This is a genomic window from Klebsiella sp. RHBSTW-00215, assembly GCF_014103785.1.
In the GTDB taxonomy this organism is placed as follows: domain Bacteria; phylum Pseudomonadota; class Gammaproteobacteria; order Enterobacterales; family Enterobacteriaceae; genus Klebsiella.
The window spans coordinates 3,122,849-3,140,889 of the sequence record NZ_JABXQS010000001.1 but is presented as its reverse complement, the minus strand read 5'-3'; the positions used below and the strand labels follow the sequence as shown (position 1 = coordinate 3,140,889).

The 18,041-nt window shown below is 50.6% G+C and carries 15 protein-coding genes and 4 pseudogenes; 10 read left to right on the top strand and 9 right to left on the bottom strand.

All coding sequences use genetic code 11. The features are described 5' to 3' along the window. Nucleotides 1-59 precede the first annotated feature (59 nt). Genes nadD through leuS form a run of 4 tightly spaced genes read right to left on the bottom strand, consistent with a single transcriptional unit; the run spans nucleotide 60 to nucleotide 4,921 of the window. Entirely contained in the window at nucleotides 60-710 is a 651-nt protein-coding gene (nadD, locus tag HV127_RS14885) for a nicotinate-nucleotide adenylyltransferase (RefSeq protein WP_182236936.1), read from the bottom strand. Then, entirely contained in the window at nucleotides 703-1,734 is a 1,032-nt protein-coding gene (gene holA, locus HV127_RS14880; protein WP_182236934.1) for a DNA polymerase III subunit delta, read from the bottom strand. Before holA ends, nadD begins: the two co-directional genes overlap by 8 nt. Next, the gene (lptE, locus tag HV127_RS14875; protein ID WP_181483054.1) at nucleotides 1,734-2,324 is read right to left on the bottom strand and encodes an LPS assembly lipoprotein LptE; all 591 of its coding nucleotides are present in this window, start codon (nucleotides 2,322-2,324) and stop codon (nucleotides 1,734-1,736) included. Before lptE ends, holA begins: the two co-directional genes overlap by 1 nt. Before the next feature lie 14 nt (nucleotides 2,325-2,338). Beyond that, nucleotides 2,339-4,921: a leucine--tRNA ligase gene (gene leuS / locus HV127_RS14870; RefSeq protein WP_182236932.1), complete on the bottom strand. Its 2,583-nt coding sequence runs from the start codon at nucleotides 4,919-4,921 to the stop codon at nucleotides 2,339-2,341. Nucleotides 4,922-5,148: 227 nt separating this feature from the next. On the opposite strand from leuS, the gene HV127_RS14865 reads away from it, so the two are divergent. Beyond that, complete coding sequence (locus HV127_RS14865; RefSeq protein ID WP_014228404.1) at nucleotides 5,149-5,631, top strand: zinc ribbon-containing protein; 483 nt, start codon at nucleotides 5,149-5,151, stop codon at nucleotides 5,629-5,631. A gap of 60 nt (nucleotides 5,632-5,691) precedes the next feature. Here the strand turns inward: HV127_RS14865 and HV127_RS14860 are convergent, their stop codons facing one another. Then, the gene (locus HV127_RS14860; RefSeq protein ID WP_182240895.1) at nucleotides 5,692-7,005 is read right to left on the bottom strand and encodes a filamentous hemagglutinin; all 1,314 of its coding nucleotides are present in this window, start codon (nucleotides 7,003-7,005) and stop codon (nucleotides 5,692-5,694) included. Between HV127_RS14860 and HV127_RS14855 the strand changes: the two genes are divergently transcribed. From HV127_RS14855 to HV127_RS14845, 3 genes and pseudogenes are all read left to right on the top strand, one after another. After that, complete coding sequence (locus tag HV127_RS14855) at nucleotides 7,004-7,984, top strand: IS5-like element IS5 family transposase (RefSeq protein WP_042934497.1); 981 nt, start codon at nucleotides 7,004-7,006, stop codon at nucleotides 7,982-7,984. The two genes, HV127_RS14860 and HV127_RS14855, sit on opposite strands and share 2 nt — an antisense overlap. 252 nt (nucleotides 7,985-8,236) lie before the next feature. Beyond that, nucleotides 8,237-8,371 (top strand): annotated as a pseudogene (locus HV127_RS31720) (transposase); the annotation flags it as partial. 286 nt (nucleotides 8,372-8,657) lie between these two features. Continuing rightward, the gene (locus tag HV127_RS14845) at nucleotides 8,658-9,074 is read left to right on the top strand and encodes a hypothetical protein (protein WP_223306634.1); all 417 of its coding nucleotides are present in this window, start codon (nucleotides 8,658-8,660) and stop codon (nucleotides 9,072-9,074) included. Nucleotides 9,075-9,221: 147 nt separating this feature from the next. Here HV127_RS14845 and HV127_RS14840 read toward each other — a convergent pair. Further along, nucleotides 9,222-9,932: pseudogene (locus HV127_RS14840) on the bottom strand (IS5 family transposase); the annotation flags it as partial. 83 nt (nucleotides 9,933-10,015) lie between these two features. On the opposite strand from HV127_RS14840, the pseudogene HV127_RS14835 reads away from it, so the two are divergent. Continuing rightward, a pseudogene (locus HV127_RS14835) lies at nucleotides 10,016-10,332 on the top strand (IS3 family transposase); the annotation flags it as partial. 79 nt (nucleotides 10,333-10,411) lie between these two features. On the opposite strand, the pseudogene HV127_RS14830 reads toward HV127_RS14835, so the two are convergent. Continuing rightward, a pseudogene (locus tag HV127_RS14830) lies at nucleotides 10,412-10,534 on the bottom strand (IS110 family transposase); the annotation flags it as partial. A 406-nt stretch (nucleotides 10,535-10,940) separates the two neighbouring features. Between HV127_RS14830 and HV127_RS14825 the strand changes: the two are divergent. The 5 genes from HV127_RS14825 (at nucleotide 10,941) to HV127_RS14805 (ending at nucleotide 16,492) form a co-directional block, all read left to right on the top strand. Beyond that, nucleotides 10,941-11,546, top strand: coding sequence for a fimbrial protein (locus HV127_RS14825; protein ID WP_047663498.1), 606 nt, complete (start codon nucleotides 10,941-10,943; stop codon nucleotides 11,544-11,546). 95 nt (nucleotides 11,547-11,641) lie between these two features. Continuing rightward, nucleotides 11,642-12,343 carry a molecular chaperone gene (locus tag HV127_RS14820; protein WP_047663497.1) on the top strand — a complete coding sequence of 234 codons (702 nt, stop codon included), beginning with the start codon at nucleotides 11,642-11,644 and terminating at the stop codon, nucleotides 12,341-12,343. Nucleotides 12,344-12,354: 11 nt separating this feature from the next. Further along, nucleotides 12,355-14,841, top strand: a complete 2,487-nt coding sequence (locus HV127_RS14815) for a fimbria/pilus outer membrane usher protein (RefSeq protein ID WP_182236930.1) — start codon at nucleotides 12,355-12,357, stop codon at nucleotides 14,839-14,841. Then, nucleotides 14,832-15,827 (top strand): fimbrial protein, encoded by a 996-nt coding sequence (locus HV127_RS14810; RefSeq protein WP_182236928.1) that lies wholly within the window; start codon nucleotides 14,832-14,834, stop codon nucleotides 15,825-15,827. Before HV127_RS14815 ends, HV127_RS14810 begins: the two co-directional genes overlap by 10 nt. A 14-nt stretch (nucleotides 15,828-15,841) precedes the next feature. Further along, nucleotides 15,842-16,492: a type 1 fimbrial protein gene (locus HV127_RS14805; protein ID WP_182236926.1), complete on the top strand. Its 651-nt coding sequence runs from the start codon at nucleotides 15,842-15,844 to the stop codon at nucleotides 16,490-16,492. Nucleotides 16,493-16,553: 61 nt separating this feature from the next. On the opposite strand, the gene HV127_RS14800 is transcribed toward HV127_RS14805, so the two are convergent. Then, a complete protein-coding gene (locus HV127_RS14800) occupies nucleotides 16,554-17,270 on the bottom strand; it encodes an EAL domain-containing protein (protein WP_047663494.1) in 717 nt (238 codons plus the stop codon). Nucleotides 17,271-17,411: 141 nt separating this feature from the next. Beyond that, nucleotides 17,412-17,996 carry a LuxR C-terminal-related transcriptional regulator gene (locus tag HV127_RS14795; protein WP_098363150.1) on the bottom strand — a complete coding sequence of 195 codons (585 nt, stop codon included), beginning with the start codon at nucleotides 17,994-17,996 and terminating at the stop codon, nucleotides 17,412-17,414. Nucleotides 17,997-18,041: the final 45 nt, after the last annotated feature.

Sequence of the window (18,041 nt, the reverse complement as noted above, 5' to 3'; positions counted from 1 at the left end):
TGAGAAAAGAGACGAAGCACAACGATACTCTGTTTATCAGCGGCATCGCCAGCGCCGGGTCAACAATAAAGCTTTTGCTGGCGGATATAGTCCAGTACTGCTGCTGGCAGCATATCGGCGCAGGATTCACCCGTCTCAAGACGCTGGCGGATTATTGTCGCCGAGATATCAAACCATGGCGTCTCGGCCAGATAGATAACGCCTGCCGGGCTGCTGTGCAGGCGCTCAACATCGTGGGTCAGATGTTTGTCCAGCCACAGCTGATCTTGTTCGCAATCCATTGCCAGCGGATAGCCCGGACGCCGGCAAACGATCAAATGAACGTTATCAAGAATGCTTTCATAGTCGTGCCAGGTGGTAAAGGTGAGAAGCGAATCCTGGCCAATAACAAAGGCCAGCGGTCGTTTCGGCCCTTGCTCCTGGCGCCACTCCCGCAATGTTTGCGCCGAATATGACGGTGTATCACGTTTAAGTTCACGATCGTCAAGGATAAACAAAGGCTTATCGGCGATGGCAAGCTCCAGCATGTGCCTACGCTGGTCGCTGGTGGCCTCGGGCTGCGGGCGGTGCGGCGGCACATTGTTGGGTACAATAATGACTTTATTCAGACCGATTTGGTTAGCCAGAATTTCCACCGGTTTAAGGTGACCATAGTGCACCGGATCGAAGGTGCCGCCGTACATAGCCTGCAACTGAGTCATATCAACCATCAATAAAAACGTCTGCCAGTGCTTTATGGCAGAGCAACAAAGAGAGACTTTCCAGCTCGGGCCAGACGGAGTGTCCGTAATCCTGCTTGAAGGTGAGTTCTGCACGGGTCAATAACGTGACGGCCTGACGTAACTGGTCGGCACTGAGGCGAGCGAGAGCATCGCTGACCAGTTGCCGGCGATTCTGCCACACCCGATGCTTATCGAATAACGAACGCAGCGGAGTATGAGCAGATTGTCGTTTCAGGTTCACCAGCAGCAGCAGCTCACGCTGGAGTGTTCGCAGTAGAATTGCCGGTTCGCTGCCTTCCAGACGCAGTTGTTGCAGCACGTGCAGGACGCGCTTACTTTTGCCTGCCAGTAACGCATCAACCCAGTGATAAGGGGTGAAATGAGCGGCATCATTCACCGCCTGTTCAACGCGCGGTAGCGTCAGTTTGCCGTCAGGCCACAGTAATGACAGACGTTCGAGGGCCTGCGCCAGTGCCAGCAGATTGCCTTCATAGCAGTAGCACAACAGTTGGCTGGCTGCGTCATCAAGCTGCAGATTATTTTGTTTTGCGCGTGCGGCGAGCCAGCGCGGTAGCTGGGCATATTCCGGCGTCTGGCAGCTCACTTGTACCGCACGATTGGCAAGGGTTGTCACCCACGCGGCGTTTTCCTGAGCTTTTGTTAGCTTATTGCCACGAACAATCAGCAATAAGTCGTCGTGAAGCATGCCGACAAGCGTCGCCAGCTGTTCATTGATGGCGGCATTAGGGCCGTTTTCCGGCAGTATCAGCAGCAGCGTTTGACGACTGGCAAACAGGCTCATCGCCTGGCTCAGAGAGAACAGGGCAGACCAGTCGGTGCTGGCATCAATAGTGGCGGAGTGGTGTTCGATAAAGCCCTGGGCAGCAGCGGCTTCGCGTATCGCGTCCTGACTTTCCTGCAACAGCAGTGGGTCGTTGCCAAGCAGCAGATAGGCCGCGCGCAGCCCTTCAGTGAGCTGCGCGCGGAGCTGTTCCGGGTACAACCGAATCATCAGTTACCCAGCGTAGTGGAGACGCGGTTGCCGGAGGTTGAAGATGCTGGGGTCGTGGCGACCGGCTTCTCATCCTCTTTTGTGGCTTCGACATCCGCGACATGAACGCTTGGCAGCTTACGGATCAGTTGTTCCGCGGCTTTATCGTACATCTCCTGGATGATCATGTCCTGCTCAGCATCTTTCGCTAACGCCGCCTGCGGGTTATCGAAGAACGAGCGATAGACTTTGGTCGTGATCGGATAGATATCATGGCCCGGGATCAGCACGCTGGCATTCACCGTCATCACCATTTGATATTCTGCGGTACGGCCATCCTGGAAAATAGATGCTGTATCTTTCTGAATCGACGATGATTCCAGACGCAAAGAAGGAATATCTTTGCGCAAAGTGCTGGCATCGACCAGTTCGATACCGTTCAGACGCAGCTGATTACGGACCGCACGACTTAATGGACCATTCGGATCGCCCGACTGGAGGATCATGGTTTTCATTGCGGTTGGAACCTGCGTAGTACTACGTAGATGCCAGCCGCAACCAGCGGTGATTAACACCGCCAGAGATAACACCAATGTTGCCAGATATCGCACGCTTCCTCCCGCGCTTAGCCAACGACCAGATTGAGCAGTTTACCCGGAACGTAAATGACTTTACGCACGGTCACACCGTCAAGATATTTCGCGACCAGATGTTCCTGACCAGCACGTTCACGAACCTGCTCTTCGGTTGCATCCACCGCAACGGTAATTTTACCACGAACTTTACCATTTACTTGGACGACGACCAGGGTGGTGTTTTCAACCATCGCGCCTTCATCAGCGACCGGCCACGGCGTATTGTCAATGTCGCCTTCGCCGCCCAGCTCCTGCCACAGAGTAAAGCTGGCATGAGGGGTGAACGGGTTGAGCATACGCACGACCGCCAGCAGAGCCTCACGCATCAGCGCGCGATCCTGTTCGCTTTCCTGCGGCGCTTTCGCCAGCTTGTTCATCAGCTCCATAATCGCCGCAATGGCGGTGTTGAAGGTCTGACGACGGCCGATATCATCGGTTACTTTGGCAATCGTTTTATGCACGTCGCGGCGCAGCGCTTTCTGATCTTCGCTCAGGCTGGCAACATCCAGCGCGGCAACAGCCCCCTGGGTGGTGTGTTCGTAAACCAGTTTCCAGACGCGCTTCAGGAAGCGGTTAGCACCTTCTACGCCAGACTCCTGCCACTCGAGAGTCATGTCTGCTGGAGAGGCGAACATCATAAACAGGCGCACGGTATCCGCGCCGTAACGTTCAACCATTTCCTGTGGGTCGATGCCGTTGTTTTTTGACTTAGACATCTTGCTCATGCCGGTATACACCAGCTCGCGGCCTTGCGGGTCGAAGGCTTTAACGATACGGCCTTTCTCGTCACGTTCCACGGTCGCGTCTTTCGGGGAAACCCAGTTGCGCTCGCCGTTTTCGCCGACGTAGTAGAAGGCATCCGCCAGCACCATCCCCTGACACAGCAGTTGTTTAGCCGGTTCGTCGGAGTTAACCATGCCCGCATCGCGCATCAGCTTGTGGAAGAAGCGGAAGTAGAGCAGGTGCATGATGGCGTGTTCGATACCGCCAATATAAATATCAACCGGCAGCCAGTAGTTCGCCGCTTTAGGGTCCAGCATTCCCTCGTCGTACTGCGGACATGTATAGCGCGCGTAGTACCAGGAAGACTCCATAAAGGTGTCGAAAGTATCGGTTTCACGCAGCGCTGGCTGACCGTTGACGGTGGTTTTCGCCCACTCAGGGTCGGCCTTGATTGGGCTGGTGATCCCATCCATCACCACATCTTCCGGCAGGATAACCGGCAGCTGATCTTCCGGCGTTGGCATTACGGTGCCATCTTCCAGGGTGACCATTGGGATCGGCGCGCCCCAGTAGCGCTGACGGGATACACCCCAGTCACGCAGGCGGTAGTTGATCTTACGTTTGCCAACGCCGAGAGAAGCCAGTTTGTCAGCGATAGCGTTGAAGCCTGCTGCGTGATCAAGACCGCTGAACTCACCAGAGTTAAACAGCGCGCCTTTGTCAGTCATCGCCTGAGCGGACAGATCAGGTTCAGACCCGTCAGCAGCCAGAATAACCGGCTTAATGTCCAGGCCGTATTTGCTGGCGAACTCGTAGTCGCGCTGATCGTGGCCCGGAACGGCCATCACTGCGCCAGTACCGTATTCCATCAGCACAAAGTTTGCCGCCCATACCGGGATGGCTTCGCCGGTCAGCGGGTGAATTGCCTTAAAGCCGGTATCAATGCCTTTTTTCTCCATGGTCGCCATATCCGCTTCGGCAACTTTGGTATTGCGGCATTCGTCAATAAAGGCAGCCAGCGCTGGGTTGTTGGCAGCAGCCTGCTGCGCCAGCGGGTGACCCGCTGCAACGGCCAGGTAGGTGCAACCCATAAAGGTGTCAGGACGGGTGGTATAGACCGTCAGCTTGTCAGCATACTCGTTCACGTCGAAGGAGATTTCGACGCCTTCAGAGCGACCAATCCAGTTGCGCTGCATGGTCTTCACGGTGTCTGGCCAGTGATCCAGGTTATCCAGATCGTTCAGCAACTCGTCCGCGTAGGCGGTGATTTTGATAAACCACTGCGGGATCTCTTTACGCTCAACTTTGGTATCGCAGCGCCAGCAGCAGCCATCGATAACCTGTTCGTTGGCGAGAACGGTTTGATCGTTCGGACACCAGTTAACGGCTGAGGTCTTTTTATAGACCAGACCTTTTTTATACAGTTCGGTGAAGAACTTCTGCTCCCAGCGGTAATATTCCGGGGTACAGGTCGCAACTTCACGACTCCAGTCATAGCCGAATCCCAGCTTTTTCAGCTGGTTTTTCATGTAGGCGATGTTGTCGTAGGTCCACGGGGCCGGAGCAGTGTTATTTTTTACCGCTGCACCTTCAGCAGGCAGACCGAATGCATCCCAGCCGATAGGCTGAAGTACGTTTTTGCCCAGCATACGCTGGTAACGAGCAATCACGTCGCCGATGGTGTAGTTGCGCACGTGGCCCATGTGTAGTCGACCAGAAGGATAAGGAAGCATCGACAGGCAGTAATACTTCTCTTTGCTCTCGTCTTCAGTTACTTCAAATGTACGATTATCGTCCCAGTGAAGCTGGACTTTCGATTCTATCTCTTCCGGGCGGTATTGCTCTTGCATGGCAGCCAGTGGTCCTGTGTTCAATACAGCTACAAAGCGTAGCCAATGGATGTGTTATTTCAGATCGGCATAGCATAGCCCAAACGCCAACGTCAAAACAGCCTTTCGCACACTTTCCATGGATGAAAGCGGCGGAGAAAATTTCACGACTATGTGGGCTAACTGGCAAAGCACCGGGAAAATAACGTCTATTATTATAAGAAGTTAACCACACCGGAGGCGAAATGATGAACAAGGTTGCTCAATTCTACCGAGAGCTGGTGTCGACGCTTAGCGAGCGGTTACGCAATGGAGAACGCGATATAGATGCGCTGGTGGAGCAGGCCAGGGTTAAAATTAGCCAGTCCGGCGAGTTAACGCAGAGCGAAATCGAGAACGTTATCCGTGCTGTCAGACGTGATCTGGAGGAGTTCGCGCTCAGCTATGAAGAGAGTCAGGATGAACTCACCGATAGCGTCTTTATGCGCGTGATTAAAGAGAGCTTGTGGCAGGAACTGGCGGATATAACGGATAAAACTCAGCTCGAGTGGCGTGAGGTGTTCCAGGATCTCAGCCATCACGGCGTTTACCACAGTGGTGAAGTGGTGGGACTGGGAAATTTGGTGTGTGAGAAGTGTCATTATCATCTGCCGGTCTATACCCCAGATGTACTGCCACGCTGCCCAAAATGCGGGCACGATCAGTTTCAGAGACGGCCGTTTGAACCATAAAAAAGTGGCCTGCGTTGGCTAAAAGACACGGTAATATCACCGTGTCTTTTAATAATCGACTTATTTGGTATTTATTTCAGTCGCTTTAAAATTCTGAATGCCGCCCATATTAGAAGCGTATTTATGCGAGGAGTTCAGAATCAGCTTGTTGGCGGATAGCGTACCGTTTTTGCCGCAGGTTCGTAAATTGAGGAAGCCGCACTTATAAGTCCCATTAACGACTTGTTTAGCGCTTAGCGTCAGCGTATTTCCCGCTTTGATTGTACCCTCGTTAGTGAGTTTACCATTGTTTTGGGTGTTGATAGTCAGATTGCCTTTGGTCTCAATCGTCCCTGTATTAACCATGTCCAGGTAGGTTTTGAGAGATAATGTGTCACCCATGATATGCCCGCTGTTGCTGGTCACAGTATTATTTATGTTCATGGTTGCGCCATAACCCTGAATACCACCGTTATTGTTCAACCAATAGCTCTGAGTTGTCAGAGATTCAGTCGCTTTGAGTACGCTTGCATAGTTAGTAATCAGGCTGCCGTTGGTGTTAACCGTAACATTGCCGCCAGAAATTGTTCCTGAGTTGGTAATTTCACCGCTAGTAGCGCTGCCATTTTTCGATGCCTGAACCAGTGCGGTGGTTGACCCCATAATATCTCCGGTGACTTTTAGCGTGTCGCCACCGAACGTTACGGTCGTATTTTTGGCCCGGATAGATCCGCCGTTATCGATATTGCCCAGCGCAGTGACTGCCACCTGGTTATCTGATCCTAACCAGGAGTTATAGGTAGTGTCCAGATTACCATTGGTAGCAACAGACAGGAGATTTGTCGCACTGATGGTTCCTGAATTAGACAGATTGTCTGCAGCAGCGACGGACATTTGCGATGTGCTGCTAATGGTACCGCTGTTATTCAGTTTGCCATAGCTATTAATGATTGCGAGGTTTTTGGTTGCAATGGTGCCCGTATTTTTCAGCTCGCCTGCGGAAACCAACTGAGTTACGTAACCGTTGCTGGCAATGGAACCTTCATTGGTCAGTGAACCGTTGCTGGTCATGGCAAGAGTAGTATTTGCAACAATAGTACCTTTATTACGTACGCCGAAGCCCAGATTATTGCCAACCATACTAATGCTGTTCGCCTTAATACCGCCGAGATTGCTGATGTCGACGCTGTATTCAGGGAACAATGTTTGCATTACCGTGGCGGATTTCCCGGCAGAGGTCATTGCGCCAGTACTATTATCAAATGTAAAATTTCCAGCACCGACTATGGCGTTTTTTGCATTAATTGTGCCGTTAATCGCTATAGGGAAGGTGCGAACAAGTCCCTGATATGAGATCATGTTTGTCATCTGGAGCCATGGAACAGGGTTCATCATGAGTCATCAACTTACCTTCGCCGACAGTGAATTCAGCAGTAAGCGCCGTCAGACCAGAAAAGAGATTTTCTTGTCCCGTATGGAGCAGATTCTGCCATGGCAAAACATGGTGGAAGTCATCGAGCCGTTTTACCCCAAGGCTGGTAATGGCCGGCGACCTTATCCGCTGGAAACCATGCTACGCATTCACTGCATGCAGCATTGGTACAACCTGAGCGATGGCGCGATGGAAGATGCTCTGTACGAAATCGCCTCCATGCGTCGGTTTGCCCGGTTATCCCTGGATAGCGCCTTGCCTGACCGCACCACCATCATGAATTTCCGCCACCTGCTGGAGCAGCATCAACTGGCCCGCCAATTGTTCAAGACCATCAATCGCTGGCTGGCCGAAGCAGGCGTCATGATGACTCAAGGCACCTTGGTCGATGCCACCATCATTGAGGCACCCAGCTCGACCAAGAACAAAGAGCAGCAACGCGATCCGGAGATGCATCAGACCAAGAAAGGCAATCAGTGGCACTTTGGCATGAAGGCCCACATTGGTGTCGATGCCAAGAGTGGCCTGACCCACAGCCTAGTCACCACCGCGGCCAACGAGCATGACCTCAATCAGCTGGGTAATCTGCTGCATGGAGAGGAGCAATTTGTCTCAGCCGATGCCGGCTACCAAGGGGCGCCACAGCGCGAGGAGCTGGCCGAGGTGGATGTGGACTGGCTGATCGCCGAGCGCCCCGGCAAGGTAAGAACCTTGAAACAGCATCCACGCAAGAACAAAACGGCCATCAACATCGAATACATGAAAGCCAGCATCCGGGCCAAGGTGGAGCACCCATTTCGCATCATCAAGCGACAGTTCGGCTTCGTGAAAGCCAGATACAAGGGGTTGCTGAAAAACGATAACCAACTGGCGATGTTATTCACGCTGGCCAACCTGTTTCGGGCGGACCAAATGATACGTCAGTGGGAGAGATCTCACTAAAAACTGGGGATAACGCCTTAAATGGCGAAGAAACGGTCTAAATAGGCTGATTCAAGGCATTTACGGGAGAAAAAATCGGCTCAAACATGAAGAAATGAAATGACTGAGTCAGCCGAGAAGAATTTCCCCGCTTATTCGCACCTTCCCTAAATTCCTTTGATGCTCACTAAGCAGCCCAACACTGAATCACAATAGGTTTAACATACATCTGAGATGTCATTCAAGATGGCTCAAATATAAATACCTGCGGGCATTAAGCGTTATCCCGAAGAGTTTAAAGTTGAAGCAGTCAGACAGGTTGTTAATAGCGGTCATTCTATTTCAGGCGTTGCAATACGTCTCTGTATCACCACCCACAGTTTTCACGCCTGGATAAAGAGGCTCGGGTCGGAAATTTCAACGTCACAGAGCGATACTAATGCAGTTTCGTTTTTCGTGCGTTCGGAGTTGTCACCTGCAATTGTCCGTAGTGTTGCTGCCGTCAGTGGCACCATACCAAACTGACAGCGGAGGTTACCGGCACTCGCCAACGGTACTGCCATCCTTCTCAGTTAGGGGTAAAGACGGTTTACAAATACTTTACGGCGACCATTAGCCATCCAAAACATAGGTAGTTTTGCAGAGGTACGATGTTTAGGATAATAAGTGTTTTGGTTATGGGAATGTTCTGGTTGTGAAAGACAAGAAAGCAATAAGTTTCAAGAAATTTTTAACTATTAATAGCAATCTGGTTCATGTATCGGATACTTGGTCTGATTTATGGGCGGTAATTTTTTATACTGGTCAAAGTGTTGGTAGATTGATTGATCTTCGTTATACAGACATTGAAAGAGGTTCTGCTTATCTGCGAGTGAAAGGAAGAATAAAAGCAAAACGGATTGAGTTAAGCGCGCCTGTTTGCGCGATACTGGAACGTAGAAGAGAGACGTATCCTCAAGATGTTTTTGTGTTTCAGAGCCATTCAAACCGCGTCAAAAACCGTGACAGTCCAGTTACCGTGATTGCTTTTAATGCTGCTTTAAGAAAGGTTAGCAAGTTAGCCACTGGTGAACTTGCCAGTAGTAAAAATGCTCGTAAGGTTGTCGTTTGATCGCCTCACCCGATAGCGCATGCAAAAACTACCGAGCAAGGAGTGATTAAGTATGCTCATGCAAGGTAATTTGTGCCAGGACACCCAGCAGTTTATGAGAGTGTAATTCAGATGTTCTTTTAACGCCCGGGGAGGGCAAAATGAACATCAAACGAGGCTGTATCCCTTAATTACATACCCTTTGTAAAACAGCCGGATACACCCCAGTTTCACCATCGCCAGATAATTCCTCGCCATTTTGACGTAACGTGTGGCAATGCGGCAGTATTCTTTCAGGCACCCAATACACCGCTCAACAACGTTGCGATTGCGGTAGGCATCTCGATTAAGTTGTGAACGACTATCTGCTGCCATTTTTTCATTGGTTTTTCGGGGGGACCGTTTTTATCCCCTTTCTTTTCAGTTCTTTATGTAATATATGCTCGGAGTAGGCTTTGTCAGCCAGCACTGCATGGCCACGACGTTTCATGCAGCCGTTCTGGCGTTGAATACCAATACCATCCAGAAGACGTTGTGCAAACTGGCTTTCGTGAGCCTGACCGGGACTCAGTACGATATTTAACGGCAGACCACTTCCGTCTGTCGCCAAATGGATTTTGGTGCCAAAACCACCGCGAGAGCGACCCAGTCCATTATCTCCGGTGATATCGGAATGTTTATTTGCGCACCAGCGGCGCACCTGAGTACTCGGATTTTGCTGCCATCCAGCGCAGTCGTGGACCAGTCAACGAGACCATGGGCATCAAGAGAAGAAAGTAATCTGTTGAAAATAATGTTAATTGCTCCCGATTTAGACCATCGGTTAAAACGGTTATAAAAGGTCTTCCTTGGGCCATATCGCTCAGGCAAATCGCGCCAGCAATGGCGCGAGGGAAAGCTGCTATTATCTTCTTCAGAGAGTCCTCAGCTACTTCCTGTGACTCTCGATACCGCTGCCGTCGTTGCATAACCCTGTTTCCGGACACGATAAAGACAATGAACGCCTACTGACGCTCATCCGAGACTCATATACACTGAGTTGCGGCATGTATGGTTATCATCGGGTTAATGGTTATCTGAGCGAAATCGGTGAAACCTGCGTTAAAAATCGTGTAGATCGCATTATGCAACTGAACCGGATCAAAGCGGTACGTGGCTATAAATCTCCACGCCGGATGGCCCAAACCTTCGGTCATTGCCCCTAATCGCGTGCAGCGTGAATTTACCGTGGTAAAGCCTAATCAGATCAGATCAGGTCAGAGTGACTGATATCACCTACAGTGTGCCCGGAGTTCAGGGCGGGTAAAGTGTTTTACATACTGAGGACTGATAACTTTTACTTTATGTCCCAATTTTTAAAACTCATGCTGCCAGTAAAATGCCCCAGTGCACGCTTCGACACTAATCAGGCAGGCCGGAATGTTCGCCACTGTCTGGAGTAATTCTTTTCGACCAGTGCGCTTTGAATAAACTGGCTTACCCATGCCATTGTGATTTTAAACATCATTAAAATTATAGCTATGTAATTATAATCTATAAAAATCAATCGATTACCATGTTTTTCATGGCGTTTGACAAAAGTCAATGCGTATTTGATTGGAAATGCTGATTGTTTTTTTATTTATTAATAGGTGTCAATCCATAAAACAGTCTCAATCAAGTTGTAAAAAAATGTATATTTAATTTCGAAATAGCATTCTTTGACGCCGACAGCATCGACGAATTCTTTTATAGAATCCGTTCCTGACGCCTTAAATATTGCGGCTTCCGGTCAGTCGAAGTTTCTATTAACAGTTGCACAAGTGAGCATCGCATATCGCTTCTGACTTTTGTGCGAATTAACTGTTTGCTCATTGATACTTAATTCACTCTGACAAGGAAATGACAATGAAAAAGGTTCTTCTCTCTGCTGCGATGGCGACTGCGTTTTTTGGTATGGCTGCGGCAAATGCTGCTGATACCAATGTAGGCGGCGGTCAGGTTAATTTCTTCGGTAAAGTTACCGACGTCTCTTGTACTGTTTCCGTAAACGGCCAGGGCAGCAATGCTAACGTTTATCTGGCTCCGGTGACTTTAACGGAAGTTAAAGCGCCAGGCACACAAGATACCTTACTTAAACCAAAAACTTTCACCATCGATGTATCTGACTGTCAGGCTGCTGACGGTACAAAACAAGACGATGTGAGCAAACTGGGCGTGAACTGGACCGGCGGTAACCTGCTGGCTGGTGGAACCTCCACACAACAGGGCTACCTGGCAAATACTGAAGCCGCAGGCGCGGAAAATATCCAACTGGCTTTATCTACCAGCGATACGATCACTAACAAAATTATCCCAGGCGATGACAACCAGCCTAAAGCGACTGGTGACGATTCCGCCGTTAAGGATGGCGCACGCTTCACTTACTACGTTGGTTATGTAACCAGCACCCCGGCAACGGTTACCACCGGTGTGGTTAACAGCTACGCGACTTACCAAATTACCTATCAGTAATATCGACTGAGAGATAAAGCCGCCTCGCGCCGGGGCGGCATAAAACAATAATAAAGCGGCCACTGCTGCCGCTTATTTTTTATTCTGAGGTCAGCATGAAGCGTATTGCCCTTTTTTTCTGTTTCATTTTTAGTTTTGCGGCCCATGCCAATAATATTATTGTTAACGGCACCCGCTTTATTTATCCAGGAAATGAAAAAGAAATAACGGTGCAGCTCTCCAACACCGCCGACCGTCCGGCGCTGGCACAAGCCTGGCTGGATAACGGTAATGCCGACGCGACGCCGGACACTATTACGACGCCATTTATTATCACCCCACCTATTTCCCGCGTTGACGCGAAAAGCGGCCAGACCCTGCGTATTAAGCTCGGCAGTAATGCGGGACTCGCTAAAGATAAAGAAACGCTGTGGTGGCTAAACCTTCTGGAAATACCGCCAGTCGAGGCGAGCCAGAAAAACGAAGGGCAGAATGTTCTGCAACTGGCGATTCGTTCGCGCTTTAAGTTTATCTATCGTCCCAACGGATTAGGCAACCGCGATGCGGCGGCAGAAAAATTAGTCCTTTCCGCAAACGGTAACAATTTGTCCGTCAGTAATCCGACGCCATTTTATGTCACCGTCAGCCGTATCTCCCGCGACGGCGGCAAAGCGCTGAACAGCAAAACGGTGATGTTTGCCCCGCAGTCCAGCCAGACCATCGCCCTTTCTTCCGCAGTGAGTAAAGGCGAGACCCTGACCGTTAACAACATTAATGACTATGGCGCAGATGTTGCAGTGAAAGTTGCCGTCAAATAAGGGAAACGATCATGAAGCAGAGGTCAATCTGCCCGGGAAGATTAAGCACGGCCATTGCAGTTGCGCTGTGCTGCTTTCCGCCATTTTCCAGCGGAGAGGAAAACCCGGGAACGGTCTATCAGTTTAACGATGGTTTTATCGTTGGCAGTCGCGAAAAGGTCGATCTGTCGCGCTTTTCTACCAGCGCTATCAGCGAAGGCGTCTATTCACTTGATGTGTATACCAACGGCGAATGGAAAGGGCGCTACGACCTGAAAATCACCGCCGGTAAAGACGGCAAAATGGGCGTCTGCTATACCAAAGCGATGCTGATGCAATACGGGATCTCGCCTGAAAAATTCAACCCGCAGCTCAGCGAGAAAGAGGGCTTCTGCGGACGCCTGCAGGAGTGGCGCAACGAAGAGAATGTTAAAGATACTCTGATCCAGTCCTCCCTGCGACTGGATATATCCGTACCACAAATCTACGAAGATCAGCGCCTTAAAAACTTCGTCAGCCCGGAGTTCTGGGATAAAGGCGTTGCGGCGCTGAATTTAGGCTGGATGGCAAACGCCTGGAACAGCCACAGCTCGTCGTCCAACGGTTCTGATAACAGCAGTGCTTATCTGGGTGTTAACGCGGGCCTGTCGTGGGACGGCTGGCTGCTCAAGCATATCGGTAACCTGAACTGGCAGCAGCAGCAGGGAAAAGCCCACTGGAACAGCAACCAGACCTACCTGCAGCGGCCCATTCCGCAGATTAACTCGATAGTCAGCGGCGGTCAGATTTTTACCAACGGCGAATTCTTCGACACCATCGGCATGCGCGGGGTAAGCCTGGCGACCGATGACAATATGTTCCCGGACGGCATGCGCTCCTACGCCCCGGAAATTCGCGGCGTAGCGCAAAGTAACGCCCTGGTCACGGTTCGTCAGGGCAGCAATATTATCTATCAGACCACGGTGCCGCCGGGGCCGTTTACCCTGCAGGATGTTTACCCTTCCGGCTACGGTAGTGACCTTGAAGTTTCGGTTAAAGAAGCCGATGGTACGGTTGAAGTGTTTAGCGTGCCTTACGCCTCGGTGGCGCAATTACTGCGTCCAGGAATGACCCGCTATGCGCTCTCTGCCGGTAAAGTCGACGACAGTTCGTTGCGTAATAAGCCGATGCTCTACCAGGGAACCTGGCAGCACGGTTTAAATAACCTGTTTACCGGCTATACCGGCGTCACTGGTTTTGATGACTACCAGGCGTTCCTGCTGGGAACCGGGATGAACACCGGCATCGGCGCGCTGTCATTCGACGTTACGCATTCACGGCTGAAGAGCGACACCCTCGACGAGCAGGGGCAAAGCTATCGCGCCACCTTTAACCGCATGTTTACCGAAACCCAGACCAGCATCGTGCTGGCGGCATATCGCTACTCCACCAAAGGCTATTACAACCTGAACGACGCGCTGTATGCGGTCGATCAGGAAAAGAACCGTAACAGCAACTACACCGTGTGGCGGCAAAAAAACGGTATGACCTTTACCGTTAACCAGAACCTGCCGGATGGCTGGGGCGGTTTTTATCTGAGCGGCCGGGTGGCGGATTACTGGAACCGTTCGGGAACGGAGAAGCAGTACCAGTTTAGTTACAACAACATGTACGGCCGGCTCTCGTGGTCGGTGGGCGCGCAGCGTGTCTATACCCCGGATAGCTCTGGCCACCGTCGCGACGATCGCGTTTCGCTCAACTTCAGCTACCCGCTGTGGTTCGGTGAAAACCGTACCGCTAACCTGACGTCAAATACCTCGTTTAATAATTCACGCTTCGCCAGTTCACAAATTGGCGTCAACGGTTCGCTGGATAGCGAAAACAACCTCAACTACGGCGTGTCGACAACCACGTCTACCGGCGGTCAGCATGATGTGGCGCTGAACGGCAGCTACCGTACTCCGTGGACCACGCTGAACGGCAGCTATAGCCAGGGCGAAGGGTATCGCCAGAGCGGCGTCGGTGCCAGCGGAACGCTGATTGCCCATCGCCACGGCGTGGTGTTCTCGCCGGAAAGTGGCACCACCATGGCGCTGATCGAAGCGAAGGATGCCGCTGGCGCGATGTTGCCCGGCTCGCCGGGAACCCGTATTGACAGCAATGGTTACGCCATCCTGCCGTATCTGCGGCCTTACCGGATTAACTCCGTTGAAATTGACCCGAAGGGCAGCAACGACGATGTCGCCTTTGATCGTACCGTGGCGCAGGTGGTGCCGTGGGAAGGCAGCGTGGTCAAGGTCTCCTTCGATACCACGGTGCAAAACAACATTACGTTGCAGGTGCGTCAAGCGAATGGTCAGCCTCTACCGTTCGGTGCCACGATATTTGGCGCTACCGGAAAGGAAATCGGCGTGGTAGGACAGGGCAGCATGATGTTTATCAGCGACGCCAGCGCACCGAAGGCCACGGTTAAGTGGAGCGGTGGACAATGTTCGGTGGATTTGAGTCAGGAAAAAACAAAGGAAACGCTATGTCGCTAAGTAAAAAACTGACGCTTTTTATTGGCTTAATGGCGCTGGGGACAACGTCGGCATGGGCTGCCTGTACGCGCCTTTCGCAACCGACGGTGACCTTAGATATGGTTGTTGGGCGAATCGTCGTTCCGCCAGATCTGCCTGTAGGATCAACGATCGTTGCCCGTGACTGGACAATGTCGGCACCGGGGGGAGCGAGCTACAGCTGTACGGCCGGTACCAACCGTTTTGCAGCGAAGATTGTCTCGACAGGATCCACCGATCTGGGAAATAAAATTTATTCCACCAATGTGCCCGGTATTGGCTTGCGCTTTAGCCGCGGCGGCGCAACGGTGAATATTACCTATCCAGATGTTTTCTCATCCACCATCAGCCGGACCACCAGCTACTCGCTGGAGGGTTCTCGCTTCACCCTGGAGGTGATCAAAACGGCAAGCGTGACTGGCAGCGGCACACTGGCGGCGGGTAAATATACCTCCTACGACTGGGAAAGCGGTAATAACCCAATCCTGGAAACAATGCTTAGCGCCAATGCGATAACCGTGGTTTCGCCCTCGTGTACCATCCTGAGCGGCAAAAATATGAACGTTGATGTCGGCACCATCAAGCGCAGCGACCTTAGCGGCGTTGGCACGACCGCCGGGGGTAAGGATTTTAATATTGAGCTACAGTGCAGCGGCGGGTTAAGCGAGTCGGGATACGCCAATATCCAGACTTCTTTCTCCGGCACGTTGGCCACGGGGACTGCCTTGACTCGCGGGGCGCTGCTGAACGAAAAATCCGGCACCTCACTTGCACAAGGTATAGGTATTCAGGTTTTAAAGGACGGCACTCCGCTGGAATTTAACAAAAAATACAGCATCGGGAGCTTGCGCACGCAGGAAACTCGCTATATCACCCTGCCTCTCCATGCGCGGTTCTATCAATATGCGCCGACCACCAGTACCGGTGAGGTGGAGTCGCACATGATCTTTAACCTGACGTACGATTAATTCGGGAGGCGGGAATGAGTGATTCAGCACAGTATAAAAATAGCAAAAGACTCATCCAACTGACTTTGATGGGCGGGGCGCTAGTGGCCTCTTCGGCGTGGGGTTTTGAGACGAATTATGAACAAGGGCGGGTAGATTTTGCCGGTCGGGTGACCGATATCTCCTGTAGCGTGGCGCTCAACGGCGGCAACAATGCGGGCAGCGGTAGCGTCTGGCTGGCACCGGTTAGCCTGGCGGAAGTACACGAACGCGGGGCGGGGGCATTTATGAAACCGCAGCCTTTCACTCTGGAACTCTCAAACTGCCAGCTTCGCCATGATGGTGGCGCGGCGGATAAAGATGAAGTTCGGATGGTGAGTGTGCGCTGGATTGATGGGTTTATGGTCAATTTCGTCAGTAATGAAAACGCCGGTTATCTGGCGAATACGCGCGCGGACGGTGCCAGCCATATTTTTCTGGCGCTGGCGACCAACGATAATAATACGCTGGACAAAAGCAATAAAATTGTCCCGGCTGACCCGCAGCAAAACCGGGTGCCTCTGGTGGAAAAGGCGGTGGATGGCGGGATATTTACTTATTACATTGGCTACGTTACGCCCGCGCCGGAAAAAGCGACCAGTGGTCCGTTGACCAGTTGGGCGACCTGGGAGTTAGTTTATAATTGAGTGATTGATTGACTTTATTGCGCGAATGTTAATATTGATGCCGGAATGCTCCGGCATTTTTTTAAACCTTGATATCTTCTTTGACCAGTTGTTCAATGCTGACTTCCTTCCAGTAGTGTCCCTGAATAGCAAACCACTCCATGCCCTGTAACCACTTCTTGTGCGCTTCGCTTTCTACGCCTTCAATAATCACATTATGGTGGTTACGGGAAAGAAAGGTGATCAGTGCATCCATCAGCGGTCGGCCAGAATCTTTTTGCATTAAATGCCAGAAGAAGTCTTTATCGATTTTGACATAATCAAAATGGTAACTTCGAATCGCATTAATACCCGCATTGCCTGAGCCAAAATCATCGAGCCAGAGCGTCGTGCTTTGTGGATCGCTCCAGGTAGCAAGAGCATTGTTCAATAATTTATTCGAGTTTTCTGTTACCTCAAAGTGAACGCAGCCAATGTGGTCAACGAGGTTTTTAATCTCCGATCTTAGCAATATGTTGAGTATATGGTCATCAACATTGATTGTTGCAGAGATGCCGTTTTTATTAAACCACTGTTTATGTTTTTCAATGAGCGCCAGCTGCTCCATGAATATGCTCTCGCGCAATCCCGTATTGGCATAGCGGAAGAAGTTTTCTGGAGAGATAGGCAGGCTATCGAAACGACTCAGGCACTCAACGGCGACGAGCGTACCTTTTGGGGAAAACATCTTTTGAAAGACATAACGAACGGATATATCGTTACGTGATAAGTTATGATTGGAAAATAGCGTCGCGTTCATTATCTCTCGTCAAAAATCAGGCCGAAGGTAAACAGAAGATAATATTATTATAGGTGAGGTTTGTGTCGATGGGAATGATTATTAAAGGAAGGTTGCCAATGAATTAGCGGCTTTTGATTGGTCACCCACATATTTTTGGCTTCAGCACCGATACATATTGACTATCCTTTTATTCATTATCCGTGAGTTATTCATCCCCAGCTTCTTCATAATATGTACCTTATGGCTGTGTACCGTTTTGTGATCAATATCGAGGAGTAATGCGATTCTTTTATTGTTGTTGCAGGCAATGATTAACTCCAGAACCTGAAGTTCCCTGGAGGTTAGCGTACGCCGGGTACATAATCCCTGACAGCCATCGGCGGTTAAAGGTCTGTTGATGATGGCAGAGAAATCTGATAAAGACGATTTTTCATTCAAAATCAATAAATTATTAATATCAAGCAACTCCCGAAACAGTCTGGAGAGGTCACTTTTTACAATTAAAACCAGCAACGCGCAGTGCGTAAGACGCTTGCGCAGGGAGTTAAGCAATGCGACAGTTGTGGCTGCAGATATATCCTTATGGATAGTGTTGATAATAACGGTAGTGGTCGATGGTGTGATGACTCCCTTAACCATATCCTGGAAGTTAAGGGTGGTGATGTTTTTTTCGTTATCAACCATATAATCGTGGATTGATTGTCCGATGATATTGTCGTCAGTATAAAGCAATATGTTTTCCAATGGGGTAAAATTTCCTGTTGATTATCTTTATCATAAAAACATCTT